This is a genomic window from Nonomuraea typhae (assembly GCF_009760925.1).
Taxonomy (GTDB): Bacteria; Actinomycetota; Actinomycetes; order Streptosporangiales; family Streptosporangiaceae; genus Nonomuraea; species Nonomuraea typhae.
The window spans coordinates 21,853-37,352 of record NZ_VRLV01000005.1; the positions used below are offsets into that span (position 1 = coordinate 21,853).

Annotated in this window: 18 protein-coding genes; 8 read left to right on the forward strand and 10 right to left on the reverse strand. The window is 69.3% G+C overall.

Annotation, left to right across the window (positions count from 1 at the left end):
* Positions 1-6: 6 nt before the first annotated feature.
* Complete coding sequence (locus FVE25_RS19455) at positions 7-603, forward strand: PadR family transcriptional regulator (protein ID WP_157248427.1); 597 nt, start codon at positions 7-9, stop codon at positions 601-603.
* Positions 604-612: 9 nt separating this feature from the next.
* Positions 613-1,005 carry a hypothetical protein gene (locus FVE25_RS19460; RefSeq protein ID WP_157248428.1) on the forward strand — a complete coding sequence of 131 codons (393 nt, stop codon included), beginning with the start codon at positions 613-615 and terminating at the stop codon, positions 1,003-1,005.
* Positions 1,006-1,056: 51 nt separating this feature from the next.
* Here the strand turns inward: FVE25_RS19460 and FVE25_RS19465 are convergent, their stop codons facing one another.
* From FVE25_RS19465 to FVE25_RS19475, 3 genes are read right to left on the reverse strand one after another with little or no spacing between them, the layout of a single operon-like run.
* Positions 1,057-1,443 carry a Rieske (2Fe-2S) protein gene (locus tag FVE25_RS19465; RefSeq protein WP_157248429.1) on the reverse strand — a complete coding sequence of 129 codons (387 nt, stop codon included), beginning with the start codon at positions 1,441-1,443 and terminating at the stop codon, positions 1,057-1,059.
* An 11-nt stretch (positions 1,444-1,454) separates the two neighbouring features.
* Positions 1,455-2,759, reverse strand: coding sequence for an ATP-binding protein (locus FVE25_RS19470; RefSeq protein ID WP_246267194.1), 1,305 nt, complete (start codon positions 2,757-2,759; stop codon positions 1,455-1,457).
* On the reverse strand, positions 2,756-3,427 hold the full coding sequence (locus FVE25_RS19475; RefSeq protein ID WP_157248431.1) for a response regulator transcription factor: 672 nt from the start codon (positions 3,425-3,427) through the stop codon (positions 2,756-2,758). Before FVE25_RS19475 ends, FVE25_RS19470 begins: the two co-directional genes overlap by 4 nt.
* Before the next feature lie 123 nt (positions 3,428-3,550).
* Here FVE25_RS19475 and FVE25_RS19480 point away from each other — a divergent pair, with 123 nt between their 5' ends.
* Entirely contained in the window at positions 3,551-4,000 is a 450-nt protein-coding gene (locus FVE25_RS19480; protein ID WP_157248433.1) for a hypothetical protein, read from the forward strand.
* 50 nt (positions 4,001-4,050) lie between these two features.
* Here FVE25_RS19480 and FVE25_RS19485 read toward each other — a convergent pair whose 3' ends face one another.
* Positions 4,051-5,124, reverse strand: a complete 1,074-nt coding sequence (locus FVE25_RS19485) for an Rv3169 family protein (RefSeq protein WP_157248434.1) — start codon at positions 5,122-5,124, stop codon at positions 4,051-4,053.
* A 203-nt stretch (positions 5,125-5,327) separates the two neighbouring features.
* Complete coding sequence (locus FVE25_RS19490; protein WP_157248435.1) at positions 5,328-5,807, reverse strand: YtxH domain-containing protein; 480 nt, start codon at positions 5,805-5,807, stop codon at positions 5,328-5,330.
* 159 nt (positions 5,808-5,966) lie between these two features.
* On the opposite strand from FVE25_RS19490, the gene FVE25_RS19495 reads away from it, so the two are divergent.
* Positions 5,967-6,503 carry a peptidylprolyl isomerase gene (locus FVE25_RS19495; protein ID WP_181019636.1) on the forward strand — a complete coding sequence of 179 codons (537 nt, stop codon included), beginning with the start codon at positions 5,967-5,969 and terminating at the stop codon, positions 6,501-6,503.
* 45 nt (positions 6,504-6,548) lie between these two features.
* On the forward strand, positions 6,549-7,403 hold the full coding sequence (locus FVE25_RS19500) for a rhomboid family intramembrane serine protease (protein ID WP_181019637.1): 855 nt from the start codon (positions 6,549-6,551) through the stop codon (positions 7,401-7,403).
* 34 nt (positions 7,404-7,437) lie between these two features.
* Here FVE25_RS19500 and FVE25_RS19505 read toward each other — a convergent pair whose 3' ends face one another.
* Positions 7,438-7,716, reverse strand: a complete 279-nt coding sequence (locus tag FVE25_RS19505) for a cell division protein CrgA (RefSeq protein ID WP_181019638.1) — start codon at positions 7,714-7,716, stop codon at positions 7,438-7,440.
* Between the two features lie 115 nt (positions 7,717-7,831).
* Between FVE25_RS19505 and FVE25_RS19510 the strand changes: the two genes are divergently transcribed.
* From FVE25_RS19510 to FVE25_RS19515, 3 genes are read left to right on the forward strand one after another with little or no spacing between them, the layout of a single operon-like run.
* On the forward strand, positions 7,832-8,464 hold the full coding sequence (locus FVE25_RS19510; RefSeq protein ID WP_157248438.1) for a class E sortase: 633 nt from the start codon (positions 7,832-7,834) through the stop codon (positions 8,462-8,464).
* 1 nt (position 8,465) lies between these two features.
* Positions 8,466-8,624 (forward strand): hypothetical protein, encoded by a 159-nt coding sequence (locus FVE25_RS53885; RefSeq protein WP_181019639.1) that lies wholly within the window; start codon positions 8,466-8,468, stop codon positions 8,622-8,624.
* On the forward strand, positions 8,621-9,205 hold the full coding sequence (locus FVE25_RS19515; RefSeq protein WP_246267196.1) for an anthranilate synthase component II: 585 nt from the start codon (positions 8,621-8,623) through the stop codon (positions 9,203-9,205). The genes FVE25_RS53885 and FVE25_RS19515 overlap by 4 nt, the downstream gene beginning before the upstream one ends.
* 126 nt (positions 9,206-9,331) lie before the next feature.
* Here FVE25_RS19515 and pknB read toward each other — a convergent pair whose 3' ends face one another.
* The 4 genes from pknB to FVE25_RS19535 form a co-directional block, all read right to left on the reverse strand.
* Positions 9,332-11,179: a Stk1 family PASTA domain-containing Ser/Thr kinase gene (gene pknB, locus FVE25_RS19520; protein ID WP_157248439.1), complete on the reverse strand. Its 1,848-nt coding sequence runs from the start codon at positions 11,177-11,179 to the stop codon at positions 9,332-9,334.
* Positions 11,180-11,270: 91 nt separating this feature from the next.
* A complete protein-coding gene (locus FVE25_RS19525; protein WP_246267198.1) occupies positions 11,271-12,647 on the reverse strand; it encodes a serine/threonine-protein kinase in 1,377 nt (458 codons plus the stop codon).
* The gene (locus tag FVE25_RS19530; protein ID WP_157248441.1) at positions 12,644-14,110 is read right to left on the reverse strand and encodes a peptidoglycan D,D-transpeptidase FtsI family protein; all 1,467 of its coding nucleotides are present in this window, start codon (positions 14,108-14,110) and stop codon (positions 12,644-12,646) included. Before FVE25_RS19530 ends, FVE25_RS19525 begins: the two co-directional genes overlap by 4 nt.
* The gene (locus FVE25_RS19535; protein WP_157249021.1) at positions 14,107-15,474 is read right to left on the reverse strand and encodes an FtsW/RodA/SpoVE family cell cycle protein; all 1,368 of its coding nucleotides are present in this window, start codon (positions 15,472-15,474) and stop codon (positions 14,107-14,109) included. Before FVE25_RS19535 ends, FVE25_RS19530 begins: the two co-directional genes overlap by 4 nt.
* Between the last annotated feature and the right edge of the window lie 26 nt (positions 15,475-15,500).

Here is a 15,500-nt window from a genome sequence, read left to right on the forward strand (position 1 = left end):
GGCAATATGGCGCGTCGTCCCGATCTGGTGGGCCTGACGGTGCTGGCCATGCTCTCGTTGCGTGCCGGCCACCCCTACGAGCTCCACCGGTTCATCGTCGACACGCACAAGGACTACATCTCCGGCCTGCCCAGGAGCCTCTACCACGCGGTGGACAAACTCGCGAGCGAGGAGCTGATCGTCCCGGTGGAGACCAGCAAGGAGGGCCGGCGCCCCGAGCGGACCGTCTACGAGATCACCGAGGAAGGCCGCAAGGAGCTGGCCAGCCGGTTGCGCGTCCTCATCGAGACGCCCACCGGCGAACGCCGCACGTTCACCGCCGCCCTCTCGCTGATCGGCTGCCTGCCGATGCCCGAGGCGCGGCGCGCCCTCCGCACCCGCACGTCCACGCTCATCGGCCTGATCACCGCGCAGGAAGCCCACATCGAGGCCCTGACCGACAGCGGGCTGCCCGCGATGCTCATGGTCGAGACCGACTACGAGCGCGCGCTGTACCAGACCGAGCTCGAATGGGTGGAACGGCTGCTCGCCCGCATGGAGAAGGGCGAGCTGTCCTGGGAGGGGACGGTCACGAGAGACCTGCTGGAGAAAACCCTCGAATAGGAGAACGCCATGAAGAAGCTGATCACCGAGGTCGCCGGCGTCGTCGAAGCGCCCGGCGCCACCGTCTGGGAGGACCTGCTCGCGACCATGCTGCCCGGCGGACGCCGAGAAGGCGGGTTCACCGTGGCGGACTTCCCCGGACACACCTCGACCGTCGAGGTCACCGGCCACACCATCGCCTTCCAGGGCGGCTGGTGGTACCGCGGCGAGTGGAGCGTGGAGCCGCATCCGCAGGGCTCGCTGCTGGTGCACCGCGTGTTCAACGTGGCCGACCGGATGCGCTGGGGCGTCGGCATGGCCAACCGCTTCTTCATCGGCTTCAGGGAGAACACCAGGAAGGGCTTCGCCGAGAGCCTGGCCCGGGCCGGGCAGCGGCTGGGCTGCGCGACCCGGCTGACCTGAGGGGTGGCGAGCGCGCTCTTCGCCCGCGCGCTCGCCGAGATCGGGAACCGGTCAGGCGAGCCTGATCCGGCCGCCGGAGACCTTGATCTTCTTACGGGGGAGCGCGCGGGGCGCCGGGCCGCGGACGACGGCGCCGGTCGCGATGTCGTATTTGCTGCCGTGGCAGGGGCAGTTGATCGTGCCGCCGCTGACACTGGCCACGGTGCAGCCCTGGTGGGTGCACGTGGCGCTGAAGCACCGGAAGACGTTCTTCTTGGGGCGGGTGATCACGTACTTGCCCTTGACGATCTTGCCGCCGCCGACGCGGATGTCCTTGGTGCGGGCCAGGACAGGCTTGGCGGTCTCGGCCTCCGCCTCGGCCGGGCGCGGCCACAGGAAGAGCACGGATGCGGCGCCGGTGACGGCGCCGCGGGTGACTAAGGCACGACGGGTGAGCATAGTTGCCTCCTTCAACCATCCACACGTATCGCCATGCCCGCGTGGTTCATGGGGAAGGCGGCGACGAATCCGCCGGCGACCGCGCGCAGCGAGCCGCCGTGCAGGACCGCGATGTCCCTGGCGATCGGCAGGCCGAGCCCCGCGCCGCCGCCGTCGCGGGCCCTGGCCTCGTCGAGCCTGGTGAACCGGCCGAACACGGCCTCGCGGGCGTCCTCGGGGATCCCCGGGCCGTCGTCGTTCACCTCCAGCACCGCCGTCCCGCCCTCACTGCGCACCCGCACCTCGACGGCCGAGGCGGCATGCCGTACCGCGTTGCTCACCAGGTTCGTCACCAGGCGGCCGACGTGCCCGTGCACGCCCTGGACGACCACGTCCGGCTGGATGTCCAGCTTGAGTGCCACCTCGGGCCGCCGCTCGACGCGGACCGCCTCCTCGGCCGCCGTCTGGCCGAGGTCCAGGTCGGCGGCCTGCAGCGGTTCGCCGGCGTCGAGCCTGGCCAGGAGCAGCAGGTCGGCGGCGAGCGTCTGGAGCCGGGCCACGTCGGCCAGCGCCTCCTCGGTCAGCTCGCTGGGCTCGGCCAGCTCCAGCCGGGCGCGCAGGGTCGCGATCGGGCTGCGCAGCTCGTGGGCGGCGTCGGCGACGAAGCTCTTGTGCCGGTCCACCGCGGTCTCCAGCCGGTCCAAGGTGGCGTTGACCGTGGTGGCCAGCGCGGCGATCTCGTCTCCCGAACGCGGCACCGGCACCCGCTGGTGCAGGTCGCGGGCGGTGATGTCGGCGACCTTGGCCCGGATCGCGGCCACCGGGCGCAGCGTGCGGCCGACCGACAGCCAGGTCATCAGGGCCACCACCGCCAGCAACGCCGGCACGCCCGGCAGCAGCACGCTGTTGAGCGTCGTCAGCGCCTCCTCGGTGGGCAGCAGCGAGGAACGCGCGAAGACCATGCCCTGTCCCGCCTCGGTGGGCACCGCCATGCCGACCACGCTGTAGCCGTCCACGCTCTCCCACCGCGCGGTGGTCATGGCCTTTCCGTCCGCGCTGAACATGATGTCGGGGTCGTTGACGGTCAGCGTGGTCGCCAGGGAGGCGGTCGTCTCAGCGGGCACGCTCGCCGTGTCCTGGAGCCACACCGCCTTCTGGAACGCCGGCGCCACCTCCACCGCCCGCCGGGTGGCGTCGGCGTAGGCGCTGGCCTCCAGGCTGCCGCGCATCGACTGGGTCAGCACCAGCGCCGTCACGCCCAGGGCCAGCGCGACCACCAGCGTGGCGGCCAGCGTGGCGCGCAGCCGTACCGAGGACAGACGCTCCGACACGCTCATGCCGCCTCCAGCCGGTAACCCGCGCCGCGGACCGTCACCAGCGACGTCCGCCCGAACGGCACGTCGATCTTGCGGCGCAGCGCGCTGATGTACACCTCGATGATGTTCGGGTCCCCGTCGTAGGAGAAGTCCCAGGCCGCGGCGAGCAACTCGCTCTTGGACACCACCTCGCCCGCGCGCCGGGCCAGCCCGTGCAGCACCGCGAACTCCTTCGGCGTCAGCGCGATCGCCGTCTCACCCCTGCGGCAGCGCAGCCCCGCCGGGTCGATGACCAGATCCCCGACCGTGATGGAGACCGGCCGCTCGCGCCCGCCCCTGCGTACCAGCGCGCGCAGCCGGGCCAGGAGCACCACGTAGGAGAACGGCTTGGCGAGATAGTCGTCGGCACCGGTGTCGAGCGCCTCGGCCTCGTCGTAGACGCCGTCCTTGGCGGTCAGCATCATGATCGGCGTCCAGTTGCCCGCCTCGCGCAGCCGTGTGCAGATGGCGTAGCCGTTCAGCCGCGGCAGCATCACGTCGAGCACGATCACGTCGTAGTCGTTCTCGGTGGCCATCCACAGCCCGTCGCGCCCGTCATAGGCCACGTCCACCGCGAACCCCTCGCCGGTCAGCCCGCCCTTGACCAGGTCGGCCAGACGCTGTTCGTCCTCCACCAGTAGCACTCGCACGCCTCTCAGAGTGCAGCACGCCACCTAAAGCCAACCTGAAGATCATTTAGGGCGCCTTCAGGACCACTTCAGGTACGGCGGAGCAGATTCGTCCACGAAAGACCGACACGGACGGGAGAACACATGTTCAAGCGACGCATCATGACCCTTGCGGCGGTAGGCGTTCTCGGGCTCGCCGCGCTGGCAGGATCGGCGATGGCCGACGAACTGCCCGCGCCGGGGACCGGGGGCAAGATCGTCTGCACGGACGAGAACGGCAAGGTCGTGGCCGAGTTCACCAAGGCCGTCAAGGCCATCGCCATCGACAAGGACGGCAAGGTCACCAAGGGCGAGACGCTTCCCAGGCTGGACGCCGCCCCCACGGTGACCGCCGACAAGGACGGCAAGCACGCGCCCGCGGAGACCGTCATCGAGTTCGCCGAGGCCGTGCCCGCCCAGCCCGCGGAGGCCGGCGCGAAGCTGGACGACGAGTCCGGGCCCGCCGACGGGCCGGTGCTGAGCGAGAAGGGCACGCCGCCGGGGGCGGGCGAGCGGGCCGAGGCCACCACGCTCAAGTGCGAGAAGGTCGACTAGGCCGTGTGCGCCTGCCGTACCGGCGGGGGAGTACGGCAGGCGTGACCGGCTCATGAGAAGGACGGGTGCGGCCCGAGGGCCCAGTATTCGAACAGGCCGTGCCCGACCTGGCCGTCGTACTCGAACCGGCCGACGGCGTCGACCATGCCCCACATGCGCGCGGCGTCGTCCGGGAGCGGGTGGGTGACGCCCTGCACCACCGGCCCCGGTCCCTGGTACATCCCGTGCTTCCAGTCGGGCTCCAGGCCGTAGCCGGTGCCCACCATCAGGTGGACCGGCAGGATCGGGGTCGCGCGCACCTCGAAGGGCTTGCCGCCCGGCGGGTTGAAGGCGATCACCGCCTCCACCACGTCACGGGTGCCGGGGGCGTAGACGGGCTGGTATTCGGGGCGGCCGAGGTACTCCTCCTCCCGGCCGTCCGACCAGACCCGGGTCGCCTCCTCCAGCACCCGGCGGCCCTTCTCGTCCTCCTGGACGATGCAGAGGATCGCGTGGTCGTCGAACTGCATGGGCGCGTAGAGCCAGTAGAACGTGCCGGGGTTCTTCGCCTGGATGCCCGGCGGCTCCGGCTCGCCGACCGGGCGCACGCCCCACGAACGGTCGCGGGTGCCCTGCCAGCGGTCCGGGGTGACGGCGACCTCCTCCTCGCCGATCCGGATATGTCCGGACCAGCGGCCGGTTTGCGCCATGCGGACCGAGTCGAAGACCACCCGCTCCTGCCAGCGCACGAAGTGACGCGGCTCCACAGTCGCCGGGATCGTGCCCGTCCAGGAGAGGTCGAAGGACAGGCCATGCTCGTTCGGCTCCAGCACCACACGTAGCCGTTCGAGCCCTTCGATGACCTCTACCCGGAACGGGCCGATCTCGGTATTCATCCGGTCCGCGCCCAGTTCCCTGGAGGCGCGGACCACCCTGTGCAGGCTCGGCGTGCGGACGCAGGCGAAGGCGTCGGTCACGCCGAGGTTGGGGTATTGGCCCATGCCGATGATGAGCATGAGCTCGGGGGTGGCGTTGTGGCAGTTGAAGTAGTACCGGTCGTAGAAGTTGCGATCGGAGGTGGCCACGTGCCGCATGACCTGGGCGGTCTGGTGGATCGGGTAGTCGTCTAGGGGTGAGAGCGCCATGCCAGCGTTGTAGCAAGCGCTTGGTCAGAGGTCAACGGGTGCCCGGTCTTGGGGGCCGGCCCGCCGTACCTCCGTGTGGCCGGCCGTACCTGCGTGTGGCCCGCCATACCGCCGTGTGGCCCGCCGTACCTCAGAGGCTTTCCCGACACGCGGAAGGCGCGCCCCCGATCGGGGTGGCGCGCCTTCCGCGTGTCGGGAAAATCTCACGACATCTTGCGAGTCGCCTCGTTGGCCGTGGACGAAGCCACGTCCGAGGTCTTCTCCGCGCGGTCGTTCAGCCACTGAGAGGCGTCCGCGGCGGAATCCTTCATGTGGTCCGTCCACTGCTGGGCGTTGCGGCGATAGAACACCACGCCCAGAGCGCCCACGGCCACCCCGGCCAGCAACATGATCATCGGCCAGCGCCGCGCTCTGGGCGGCGTCGGATCGATCTTGTGTGCGGCCTGGGTCAACATGGAGCTGACCGCCGGCGCGAGTCGTTGTTCGACCTGGTGCGCGGCGTCTTCCAGCCTGGGCGCCGCCCAGTAGCGGGCGTCTTCGATGCGCTGGGCGGTGGCCGTCTTGGCCTGATCCGCCATAGGCGCGAGCCGGCGGCCCGTGTCCATGGCACGAGCCCGGAAACGGCCCATCCATGTCCGCGGTACTTCGATCACCACACGGCGTCTTCTGAGTGTCAGGGACACGACAACCTCCCCTGTCGTTGGAGCCCCGGAGCGTGACCTTCCCGGTACAAGGCGGCTCAATCATCGGGAGACGTGGGAGGATGCTGCCCAAGGCCCAAATGGCCGGAATCAACAAAGATCACAAAACCAACCCTGTGCATAGAGGGGGGCAGCTGTCTCGTGGCTGAGAAGCTGATCGCAAACCTGCAGACAAACCACGGCCTGATCCGGATCAAGCTCTTTCCCGAGCTCGCTCCGATCACGGTCGCCAACTTCGTCGAGCTCGCCGAGGGCACGCGCGAGTGGACCCACCCGGAGACCGGCGAGAAGTCCACGACGCCGCTCTACAACGGCACGATCTTCCACCGTGTCATCGACGGCTTCATGATCCAGGGCGGTGACCCGCTCGGCCAGGGCATCGGCGGCCCTGGCTACTCCTTCGACGACGAGATCCACGGCCAGAACAACTTCAACCGCCCCTACCTGCTGGCCATGGCCAACGCAGGCGTGCGGATGGGCCAGGGCACCAACGGCTCGCAGTTCTTCATCACCGTGAGCGCCCAGCCGCACCTCAACCAGGGGCACACGATCTTCGGCGAGGTCGTCGAGGGCAAGAACGTCGTCGACGCCATCACCAAGGTCGCCACGGGCCGTGCCGACCGTCCGGTGAACGACGTCGTGCTCGAGTCGGTCACCATCGACCGGCAGCCCGCATAAGGCCGGTTTGCGCATCGGGCGGGCTGCAGGCCATAGGCTGCGGGCATGACCAGCCAGCCGCCCAGCCCGCCCGAGCAGCCCGCCGAGGCGGTGCCGACGTGTTACCGGCATCCCGACCGAGAGACCTGGGTTCGCTGCCAGCGCTGTGACCGCCCGATCTGCCCCGACTGCATGCGTGACGCGGCCGTCGGCTTCCAGTGCCCCGAATGCGTCGCGGAAGGCAACCGAGGGGTACGGCAGGCACAGGCCACCTTCGGCGGCACGGTCGTCAACACCCCGTACGTCACCTGGGCGCTCCTGGCCATCAACCTCCTGGTCTACGGCGCGCAGTACCTCGTCGGCACCTCGGTCACCGCGACGCTGGCGATGTGGCCGGCCGGAGTCGTCCTCGGCGACCAGTACTACCGGCTGATCACCGCCGCGTTCGTGCACGGCGGAGTTTTCCACATCCTGTTCAACAGCTGGGCGCTGTTCGTCCTGGGCCCCAACCTCGAGCGCGCCTTCGGGCATGTGAGGTTCATCGCCCTGTACCTCATCAGCGCGCTCGGCGGCTCCACCCTGGGGCTGTGGCTGGACGCGCCGAACACGTTCACCGTCGGCGCCTCGGGCGCCATCTTCGGCCTGTTCGGCGCCATCTTCGTCGTGGGCCGCCGGCTCAACATGGATGTGCGCGGCATCGCCGTACTCATCGTGATCAACCTGGTGATCACGTTCCTGCCCGGGTTCAACATCAGCTGGACCGGCCACGTGGGCGGCCTGATCACCGGATCGGCGCTGGCCGCGGCCCTGGCCTACGCTCCCAGGAAGAACCGCACCGCGATGCAGGTGGCGGCCGTGGTGGGAGCGCTCGTCATCCTCGGCGCCCTCGTCCTGCTACGGACGATGACGGCTGTGGGCTGACTTTCCCCAGGTGTGGAAAAGACTGTGGAAAGAACTAACGCCAGCGGGTGGAAAGCACCACACCGAAGATGATGAAAACAAACCCGATCAACAGGTTCCAGTTCTGCAGATCCTTGATCAGGGGCACACTGCTGGGCGCGATGTAGTAGACCGCGATCCACAGAATGCCGATGATCCACGCGGCCACCATGGTCGGTGCCAGCCAGCGAGGGCTGACCTTGACCTGCTGGGTCTTCTGCGGCGGGGTGTAAACCGCCTTCTTGCGGGCCTTGGGCTTGGGCACTGGATAACTCCTGCTGAGGGCCTGGGGCATCCGGATCGTCCACAGGCTCTGTGGTTAGCGTAGTTGAAGCCTGGCCAAGGATAGTCGCCACGCGCAGCACATGGCGATCCCCGGGGAACGGATCTGTCACGAATACGCTGGCCGGGTGAGGTCCATCCTGCGGACCGTGGGGGAGCTGAGCATCACCGGCGGCGTGATCATGCTGCTCTTCTGCGCCTACCTGCTCTGGGGAACCAGCGCCTACACCGAGCGCCAGCAACTCCTGCTGCAGCGGCAACTGGCCGAGGAACAGGCGGTGGCCCAACCGGCCGCAGACGGGAAGATCGCCAAGATCTCGCTGGGCAAGGCGGTGGCGTTGCTGCGCATCCCGAAGCTGGGCCGCGACTACCGGTACGCGGTGGTCGAGGGGGTGGACGACGAGCACCTGAAGAAGGGCCCCGGCCACTACCCGGGCACGGCGATGCCCGGCCAGGTGGGCAACTTCGTCCTGTCGGGGCACCGGACGACGTACGCCGCGCCGTTCAACCGCATCGACGAGCTGCACCGGGACGACGAGATCGTCGTCGAGGCCAGGGAGGCCCGTTACACCTACCGCGTGACCTCCCAGGACATCGTCGAGCCCAACGAGATCCAGGTCGTCGCCCCGGTTCCCGGCAAGCCCGACATCACGCCCATCCGCTCGTTCATCACGCTGTCCACGTGCCACCCGGAGTACTCCGCCGCCCAGCGCCTGATCGTCTACGGCGTGCTCAAGAAGACGGAAGAGCGAAAGGTCTGACATGTACGGCTGGCTCTGGCGCAAGCTCCCCGGCCCGCTGGGCAAGCGGCTCCTCACGGCCGCCCTTCTGGCCACGATCGCGGCAGCCGTACTCTGGTATCTGGTCTTCCCTCTGCTAGAACCCGCGGTGACCCTGGACGAGGTCACCGTCAGAAAGTGAGCTCCACGGTGACGAGGGTCCTGGTCGTCGACAACCACGACAGCTTCGTCCACACGATCGTCCAGTACCTGCGCGAACTGGGCGCCGTCTGTGACGTGCGCCCGCGCGACGAGGTGCTGCCGCCCGACGCCGACGCCTTCGACGCCGTCCTGATCAGCCCCGGCCCCGGCACCCCCGAGGCCGCCGGCATCAGCGTCCCGCTGGTCCACCACGCCGCCCGCCGCCACCAGCCGCTGCTCGGCGTCTGCCTCGGGCACCAGGCGATCGCCGTCGCCTACGGGGCCACGGTCACCACCGCGCCCGAGCTCATGCACGGCCGCACCAGCCCGATCGAGCACGACGGCAAAGGCGTCTACGAGTCGCTGCCCAGCCCCGTCGAGATGACCCGCTACCACTCATTGGCCGTGGAGCCCGCCACGGTCCCCGACGTCCTGGAGGTCACCTCCCGGACCCCTGACGGCACCATCATGGGCCTGCGCCACCGTACGGCGCCTCTGGAAGGCATCCAGTTCCACCCAGAGTCGATTCTTTCCCATCATGGTCACCGACTCCTGGCCAACTGGCTCAACTCGACCCTGTAACACGTTCGGGGCCGCGTACGACTACTCAGTAAGCGTCCCCGCCGTTGCCCCCGAGCGGCGGGGGCGCCTTTTTGCGCCTCAACAGTGACAGGCCCCCCGGGATCTCCCGGAGGGCCTGTCGCCGTTCTAGAAGCCGCCGTCGCCCGGTGGCTCGTCGTCCGTGGGATCACCCGTGCCGGGATCGTCGGTCGGAATCGACGGATCTTCCGTCGGCGTGATCGTCGGCTGCTCGGTCGGGACCTCCGGCCCGGTGGAAACCACGATCGTCACCGTCGTCTTGGGCGCCACCTTGGTCCCCTCACCGGGGTTCTGCTGGATGACGACGCCCTCGGGCTTGTCGGCGCTGGCCTGCGTGACGACCTTCACCTTGAAGCCCGCGGCCTTGAGCGCCCTCGTGGCGTCGGCCTCGGTCAGGTCGATCACGCTCGGGATCTCCGTCAGCGACGTGGGCACGTAGATCGTGACCGAGGCGCCCTCGTCAAGCTCGGTGCCCGCCACGGGATCGGTCAGGAAGACCTTGCCCTGCGGCTTGGACGAGGGCTTCTGCTTGGGCACCGCTTTCAGCTTGGCGGCCTCCAGCGCCTCGCGCGCCGCCTCGATGTCCATGCCGATCAGGCCCTCGGGCACCTGCGTCTTCGCCACACCCTTGGAGACCGTGATCGTGACCGTGCTGCCCTTCGGCACCTCGGCGCCGGCGGGCGGGTCGCTGGAGATCACCACACCCTTCTTGACGTCGGGATCGAACGCGTCGGCGAGTTTGGGCACGAGGCCCGCAGCCTTCAGCTGGTCCTCGGCCTGCTTCTGGGTGATCTGGACCAGCGACGGAACCTTGATCTTCTCCCCGCCCGTGGGCTGGCCACCGCCACCGCCCAGGAAGGCGTAGGCGACGCCGATGAACGCGCCGATGATGAGCAGCGGGATGACGATCCACAGCGCGGTCTTGACCGCCTTGTTGCCGCCGCCTCCGCTCGCCCGCCGGCGCCCGCCCCGGCCACCGTGCTCGGTGTCGCCGTACTCGTAGGGCGGGATGGCGCTCGTGCGGCCGGTGGCCGGGCCGCCGGCCTGCGTGGTGGCCGCCAGGGTGCGCGTGGCGCCGCCGTACCCGGTCACCGCCATCGTCTGCGCGTCGACCGGCATCCCGGACATCGCGCGCTGGATGTCGGCGCGCATCTCCTGGGCGCTCTGGTAGCGATGCGCGGGGTCCTTGGCCATCGCCTTGAGCACGATCGCGTCGGCCCACGGCGGGATCTCCCGGTCGATCTGCGACGGCGGGATCGGCTCCTCGCGCACGTGCTGGTAGGCGATCGCCACCGGGGAGTCGCCGGTGAACGGCGGCTGCCCGGTCAGCAGCTCGTACAGCACGCAGCCGGTGGAGTAGATGTCGCTGCGGGCGTCGACCCGCTCGCCCCGCGCCTGCTCGGGCGAGAGGTATTGGGCGGTCCCTATCACCTGCGCGGTCTGCGTCATGGTGGCGGCCGAGTCGGCCATCGCGCGGGCGATGCCGAAGTCCATCACCTTGACGTCGCCGGCCCGCGTGATCATCACGTTGGCCGGCTTGATGTCACGGTGGACGATGCCGCCGCGGTGGCTGTAGTCGAGCGCCCGCAGGATGCCGTCGACCAGCTCGACCGCACGCTCGGGCAGCAGGCGCCGGTCCTGGCGCAGCAGGTCGCGCAGCGTCCGGCCGTCGACGTACTCCATCACGATGTACGGCACGGGCGTGCCTTCCGTGCCGTCCTCGCCGGTGTCGTAGACGGCGACGACGGCAGGGTGGTTCAGGGAAGCCGCCGACTGGGCTTCACGCCGGAACCTGGCCTGGAAGGTGTGGTCTCTGGCGAGATCTGACCGAAGCGTCTTAATGGCGACGATGCGGTCCAGCCGGATGTCTCGGGCACGATACACCTCGGCCATGCCGCCGCGCCCGACGACACCGTCGAGCTCGTAACGACCTCCGAGTAGCCGAGGCTGAGTCATTTCCTGCACTGTCCCTTACCGTTCATCATTAGGTACCGGCATCGTGCTGAGCGAAGTGGCCGCCGGTGTCCATCATCGACCCCGCGACGCATCACGTCTCCTCCTTCGGCGGGTTTGTGTTACCCGGGTCAGGTGAGCCTGTCGGTGTCGTTGTCGGCGTCATCGTGGGCGTTGGAGTCGGTGTCGGAGTCGGAGTCCGAGTCCGCGTGGTGGTCGTTGTCGGGGTCGGTTTCGGCGTCGGCTTCTGACTTGGAGTTGCCGACGAGCTTACGGTAGCCGACCGCGAGGTTACCGGCCGCGTCGACTTCACCGGAACCACCGGAGGGCGCGGAGTTCCTGTCTTCGTCTTGCGGGTTTTGATCTCCGCCGGCCTGTTGAGCGAGGACTGGGTGGGTTCGGCCACGTCAGGAGGGGGAGCCTCCTGCCCGCGGACCACGAAGAATCCCCCCAGGCCGACCGCCGCAACGGAGGCGGCCGCGGCGAAGAGCACCACCGTGCGCCGCCCCTTGCGCGCCGCGGGCTGCTGCCGCGTGGCGAAGGGCCCGCCGCCGAGGTCGTCGGTGGTGTCCTCCGCCTGCTGCTGGTACGGCCGGCGGACCTGGAACCCGGCGGGGTCGGTCAGCATGCTCAGATCGGCCCGCTCCTGGAGGTGGGCCAGCGAGTCGCGCAGCACGTACGCCCGGTCGGCCAGCTCCCGCGCCGACCCGGGCCGCCGCTCCGGGTCCTTCGACAGCAGCGCCATCACCAGCTCGCGCACCGGGCCGGGCACGTCGGCGCCGAGCGGCGGCGGCGCCTCGTGGAGGTGCTGCAGCGCGATGGCCACCTGGGTGTCGCCCTGGAACGGCGGCCGGCCGGCCAGGCATTCGTAGGCGACCACGCCGAGGGAGTAGAGGTCGGTCGCCCCGGTGAGGGTGGTTCCCTGGGCCTGCTCCGGGCTGACGTACTGGGCGGTGCCGAGCACGGTGCCCGTCTGGGTGACCGGCGCGGCCTCCAGGGCCCTGGCGATGCCGAAGTCGGTCACCTTGATCACGCCGTCGCGGGTGACCATGAGGTTGCCCGGCTTGATGTCGCGGTGGATGACGCCCGCGGTGTGGGCGGTGTGCAGCGCCTTGGCGGTCTGGTGGAGGACGTCGAGCGCCACGTCGGGACCGAGCGCGCCGTTGCGCGCCAGGATGGCCGACAGCGGCTCGCCCTGGACCAGCTCCATGACGAGGAAGGCCAGGTCGGCCTGCTCGCCGTAGTCGAAGACCTGCGCGATGCCGGGGTCGGACAGCGCCGCGGTGAAGCGCGCCTCGTTGCGGAAGCGCCCGCGGAAGCTCGGATCCCCGGAGACGTGGCTGCGCAGGACCTTGACCGCGACCTCGCGGCCGAGCAGCTGGTCGCGGGCACGCCAGACCTCACCCATGCCGCCGGCGGCGATACGGGAGACGAGGAGATAGCGGCTGGCCAGCTGCGTGCCCGGCGTCACTTGTTGAGCACCGCCTCCATGATGTCCTTGGCGATGGGCGCGGCGACGCCGCCACCGGTCGCCTCCTCGCCGACCCGGGCGGCGCCGGACTCGACGAAGACGGCCACCGCCACCTGCGGGTCGGCGGCGGGGGAGAAGCCGATGAACCAGGCGTGCGGCGCCTTGCCCTCGCGGGTCTCGGCGGTACCGGTCTTGCCGCCCACCTCGACGCCGGGGATCTGGGCGGTCTTGGCGGTGCCGTTGTTGACGACGCTGACCATCATGGCCTTGAGCTTCTGGGCGTTCTCGGAGCTCATGGCCTGGGAGAACTCCTTGGGCTCACCCTCTTCGACGCTCTCGCCCTTCGCGTCGGTGACCTTGTTGACCAGGTACGGCTGCATGACCTTGCCGTCGTTGGCGATGCCGGCGGCGATCATGGCCATCTGCAGGGGGGTCATGACGACGCTGCGCTGGCCGATGGAGGTCATGGCGATGGCCGCCGGGTCCTCCTTCTCCTCGGCGCCGATCGTGCTGGCCTGGACGTTCATCGGTACCTTGAGCGGCTTGCCCACGCCGAACTTCTCGGCCTGCTCGGCGACCGCGTTGTAGCCGAGGTCGAGGCCGATCTTGCCGAACGGCGTGTTGCAGGAGCGCTCGAGCGCGTAGGTCATCGTCACCTGGCCGGTGCCGCAGGCGGCGCCGCCGTAGTTGGGCAGGGTGGCCGTGGTGTTGGGCAGCTGCAGCCGGGTGGGCGCCTCGACGGTGGTGTTGCCGTCGCGGCTGGAGTCGTTCTCCAGCCAGGCGGCGGTGGTCAGCACCTTGAACGTGGAGCCGGGCGCGTAGATGTCGCCGAGTGCCCGGTTGATCAGCGGCTTGTCCGGGTCCTTCTCCAGCTTGGCGTACGCGCCGAAGGCGTCCGGCTTGTCCGGCACGGAGATCTTGCCCGGGTCGTAGGTGGGCAGCGAGACCAGCGCCAGGATCTTGCCGGTCTTGGGCTCGAGCGCCACCGCGGCCCCGCGCTTGCCGCTGCGCCGCAGGGCGTCGTAGGCGGCCTTCTGCGCCCGGGGGTCGACCGTCAGGTCCACGTTGGCGCCCTTGGTGGGCTCGCCGGTGAACAGGTCGATGCTGCGCCGCAGGAGCAGGTCGGGGCTGGAGCCGTCGAGCAGGCTGTTCTGCGAGCCCTCGATGTCCGAGGCGCTCTCCGGGGAGAAGAAGCCGGTGATGTGCGCGTACAGCGGCCCTTCCGGATACTCCCGGACGAACCTGAACTGGCCCTTGGTCTCCTTGGACTGCGCGAGGATCGTCTTGCCGCTCGCGGTGATCCGCCCCCGTTGTACGGCGTAGCGCTCGTAGTAGTTGCGGGTGTTACGCGGATCGTCGCGGTATTCGTCGGCTCTGACCGCCTGCAGATAATTGACGTTGATCATGAGCAGCGCGAACATGGCCAGACAGGCCACGGCAGCGCGCTTGAGTGTGCTGTTCATCGCTGGAACACCTGCGTCAGTCCTTCGTCCTGGATCGCCTGGGGCGGAGGCCTTCTCGCTGCGTCCGACATGCGTACCAGAAGGGCGATAAGTATCCAGTTAGCCAGCAGGGCCGAGCCGCCCTGCGACATGAACGGGGTGACCAGGCCGGTCAGCGGGATGAGCCGGGTGACACCGCCGACGATGATGAAGATCTGCCAGGCCAGCAGGAACGACAGGCCGCCCGACAGGAGCTTGGTGAACGGGTCGCGGGCCGCCAGCGAGGTGCGCAGGCCGCGCTCCACGATCAGCGCGTAGACCATGAGCAGCGCCATGATCCCGGTGAGCCCGATCTCCTCGCCCGTGGCGGCGAAGATGAAGTCGGAGAAGGCCAGCGGGATGAGGTCGGGGTGACCCTGGCCGAGGCCGGTGCCGAGGATGCCGCCGGAGCCCATCGCGAACAGGCCCTGCATGAGCTGCGCGCTGCCGCCGAGTTCCCGATCGTAGAACTCCGGCTTGCCGGGGTCGAGCCAGATCTCGAGGCGGTCGCCGACGTGGTCGAAGGCGATTCCGGCGAGGATGGCGCCGCCCACGAACAGCAGGATGCCGATGATGACCCAGGAGATGCGCTGGGTGGCGATGTAGAGCATCGCGATGAACGTGCCGAAGAGCAGCAGCGACGAGCCGAGGTCCTTCTGCATGACCAGCACGCCCAGGCTGACGCCCCAGGTGATGAGCACGGGGCCGAGGTCTCGGGCGCGGGGCAGGTCGATGAAGAGCAGCCGCCGCCCGGCCAGCGCGAGCACGTCCCTTTTGGCTACCAGATAGCCGGCGAAGAAGATGACCAGCGCGAGCTTGGCGAACTCGGCCGGCTGGATCTGGCCGATGCCCGGGATGCCCACCCAGATGCGGGCGCCGTTGATGTCCTGGCCGATGACCGGAAGGAGCGGCGACAGCAGCAGGAAGATCCCGGCCGCGCCGGCGGTGTAGGTCAGCCGTTGCAGCGCGCGGTGGTCGCGCAGGAAGATCAGGGTGACGCTGAAGAGCACGATCCCGATCAGCGTCCAGAGCAGCTGCGTGTTGGGCGAGGCCAGCTTGGCCGACGGCATGTTCGAGTCGGACTCGGACAGCCGGTAGATCATCACCAGGCCGAGGCCGTTGACGAGCGTCACCAGCGGCAGGATCAGCGGATCCGCCCAGGGCGCGAACTTGGCGAGCACCAGGTAGGCGGCGAGCATCAGGCCGCCCAGGCTCAAGCCGTACGTCAGCATGCCCGAGGGGATCTGCTCGTCCAGCGCCAGTCCGACGTTGGCGTAGGCGCCCATCACGATGGCCACCGCGAGCGCGAGCATGAGGAGCTGCGCCACACGCCGTTTCGCGGGCATGGGGACGGGGGTTGCGACCACTTCGT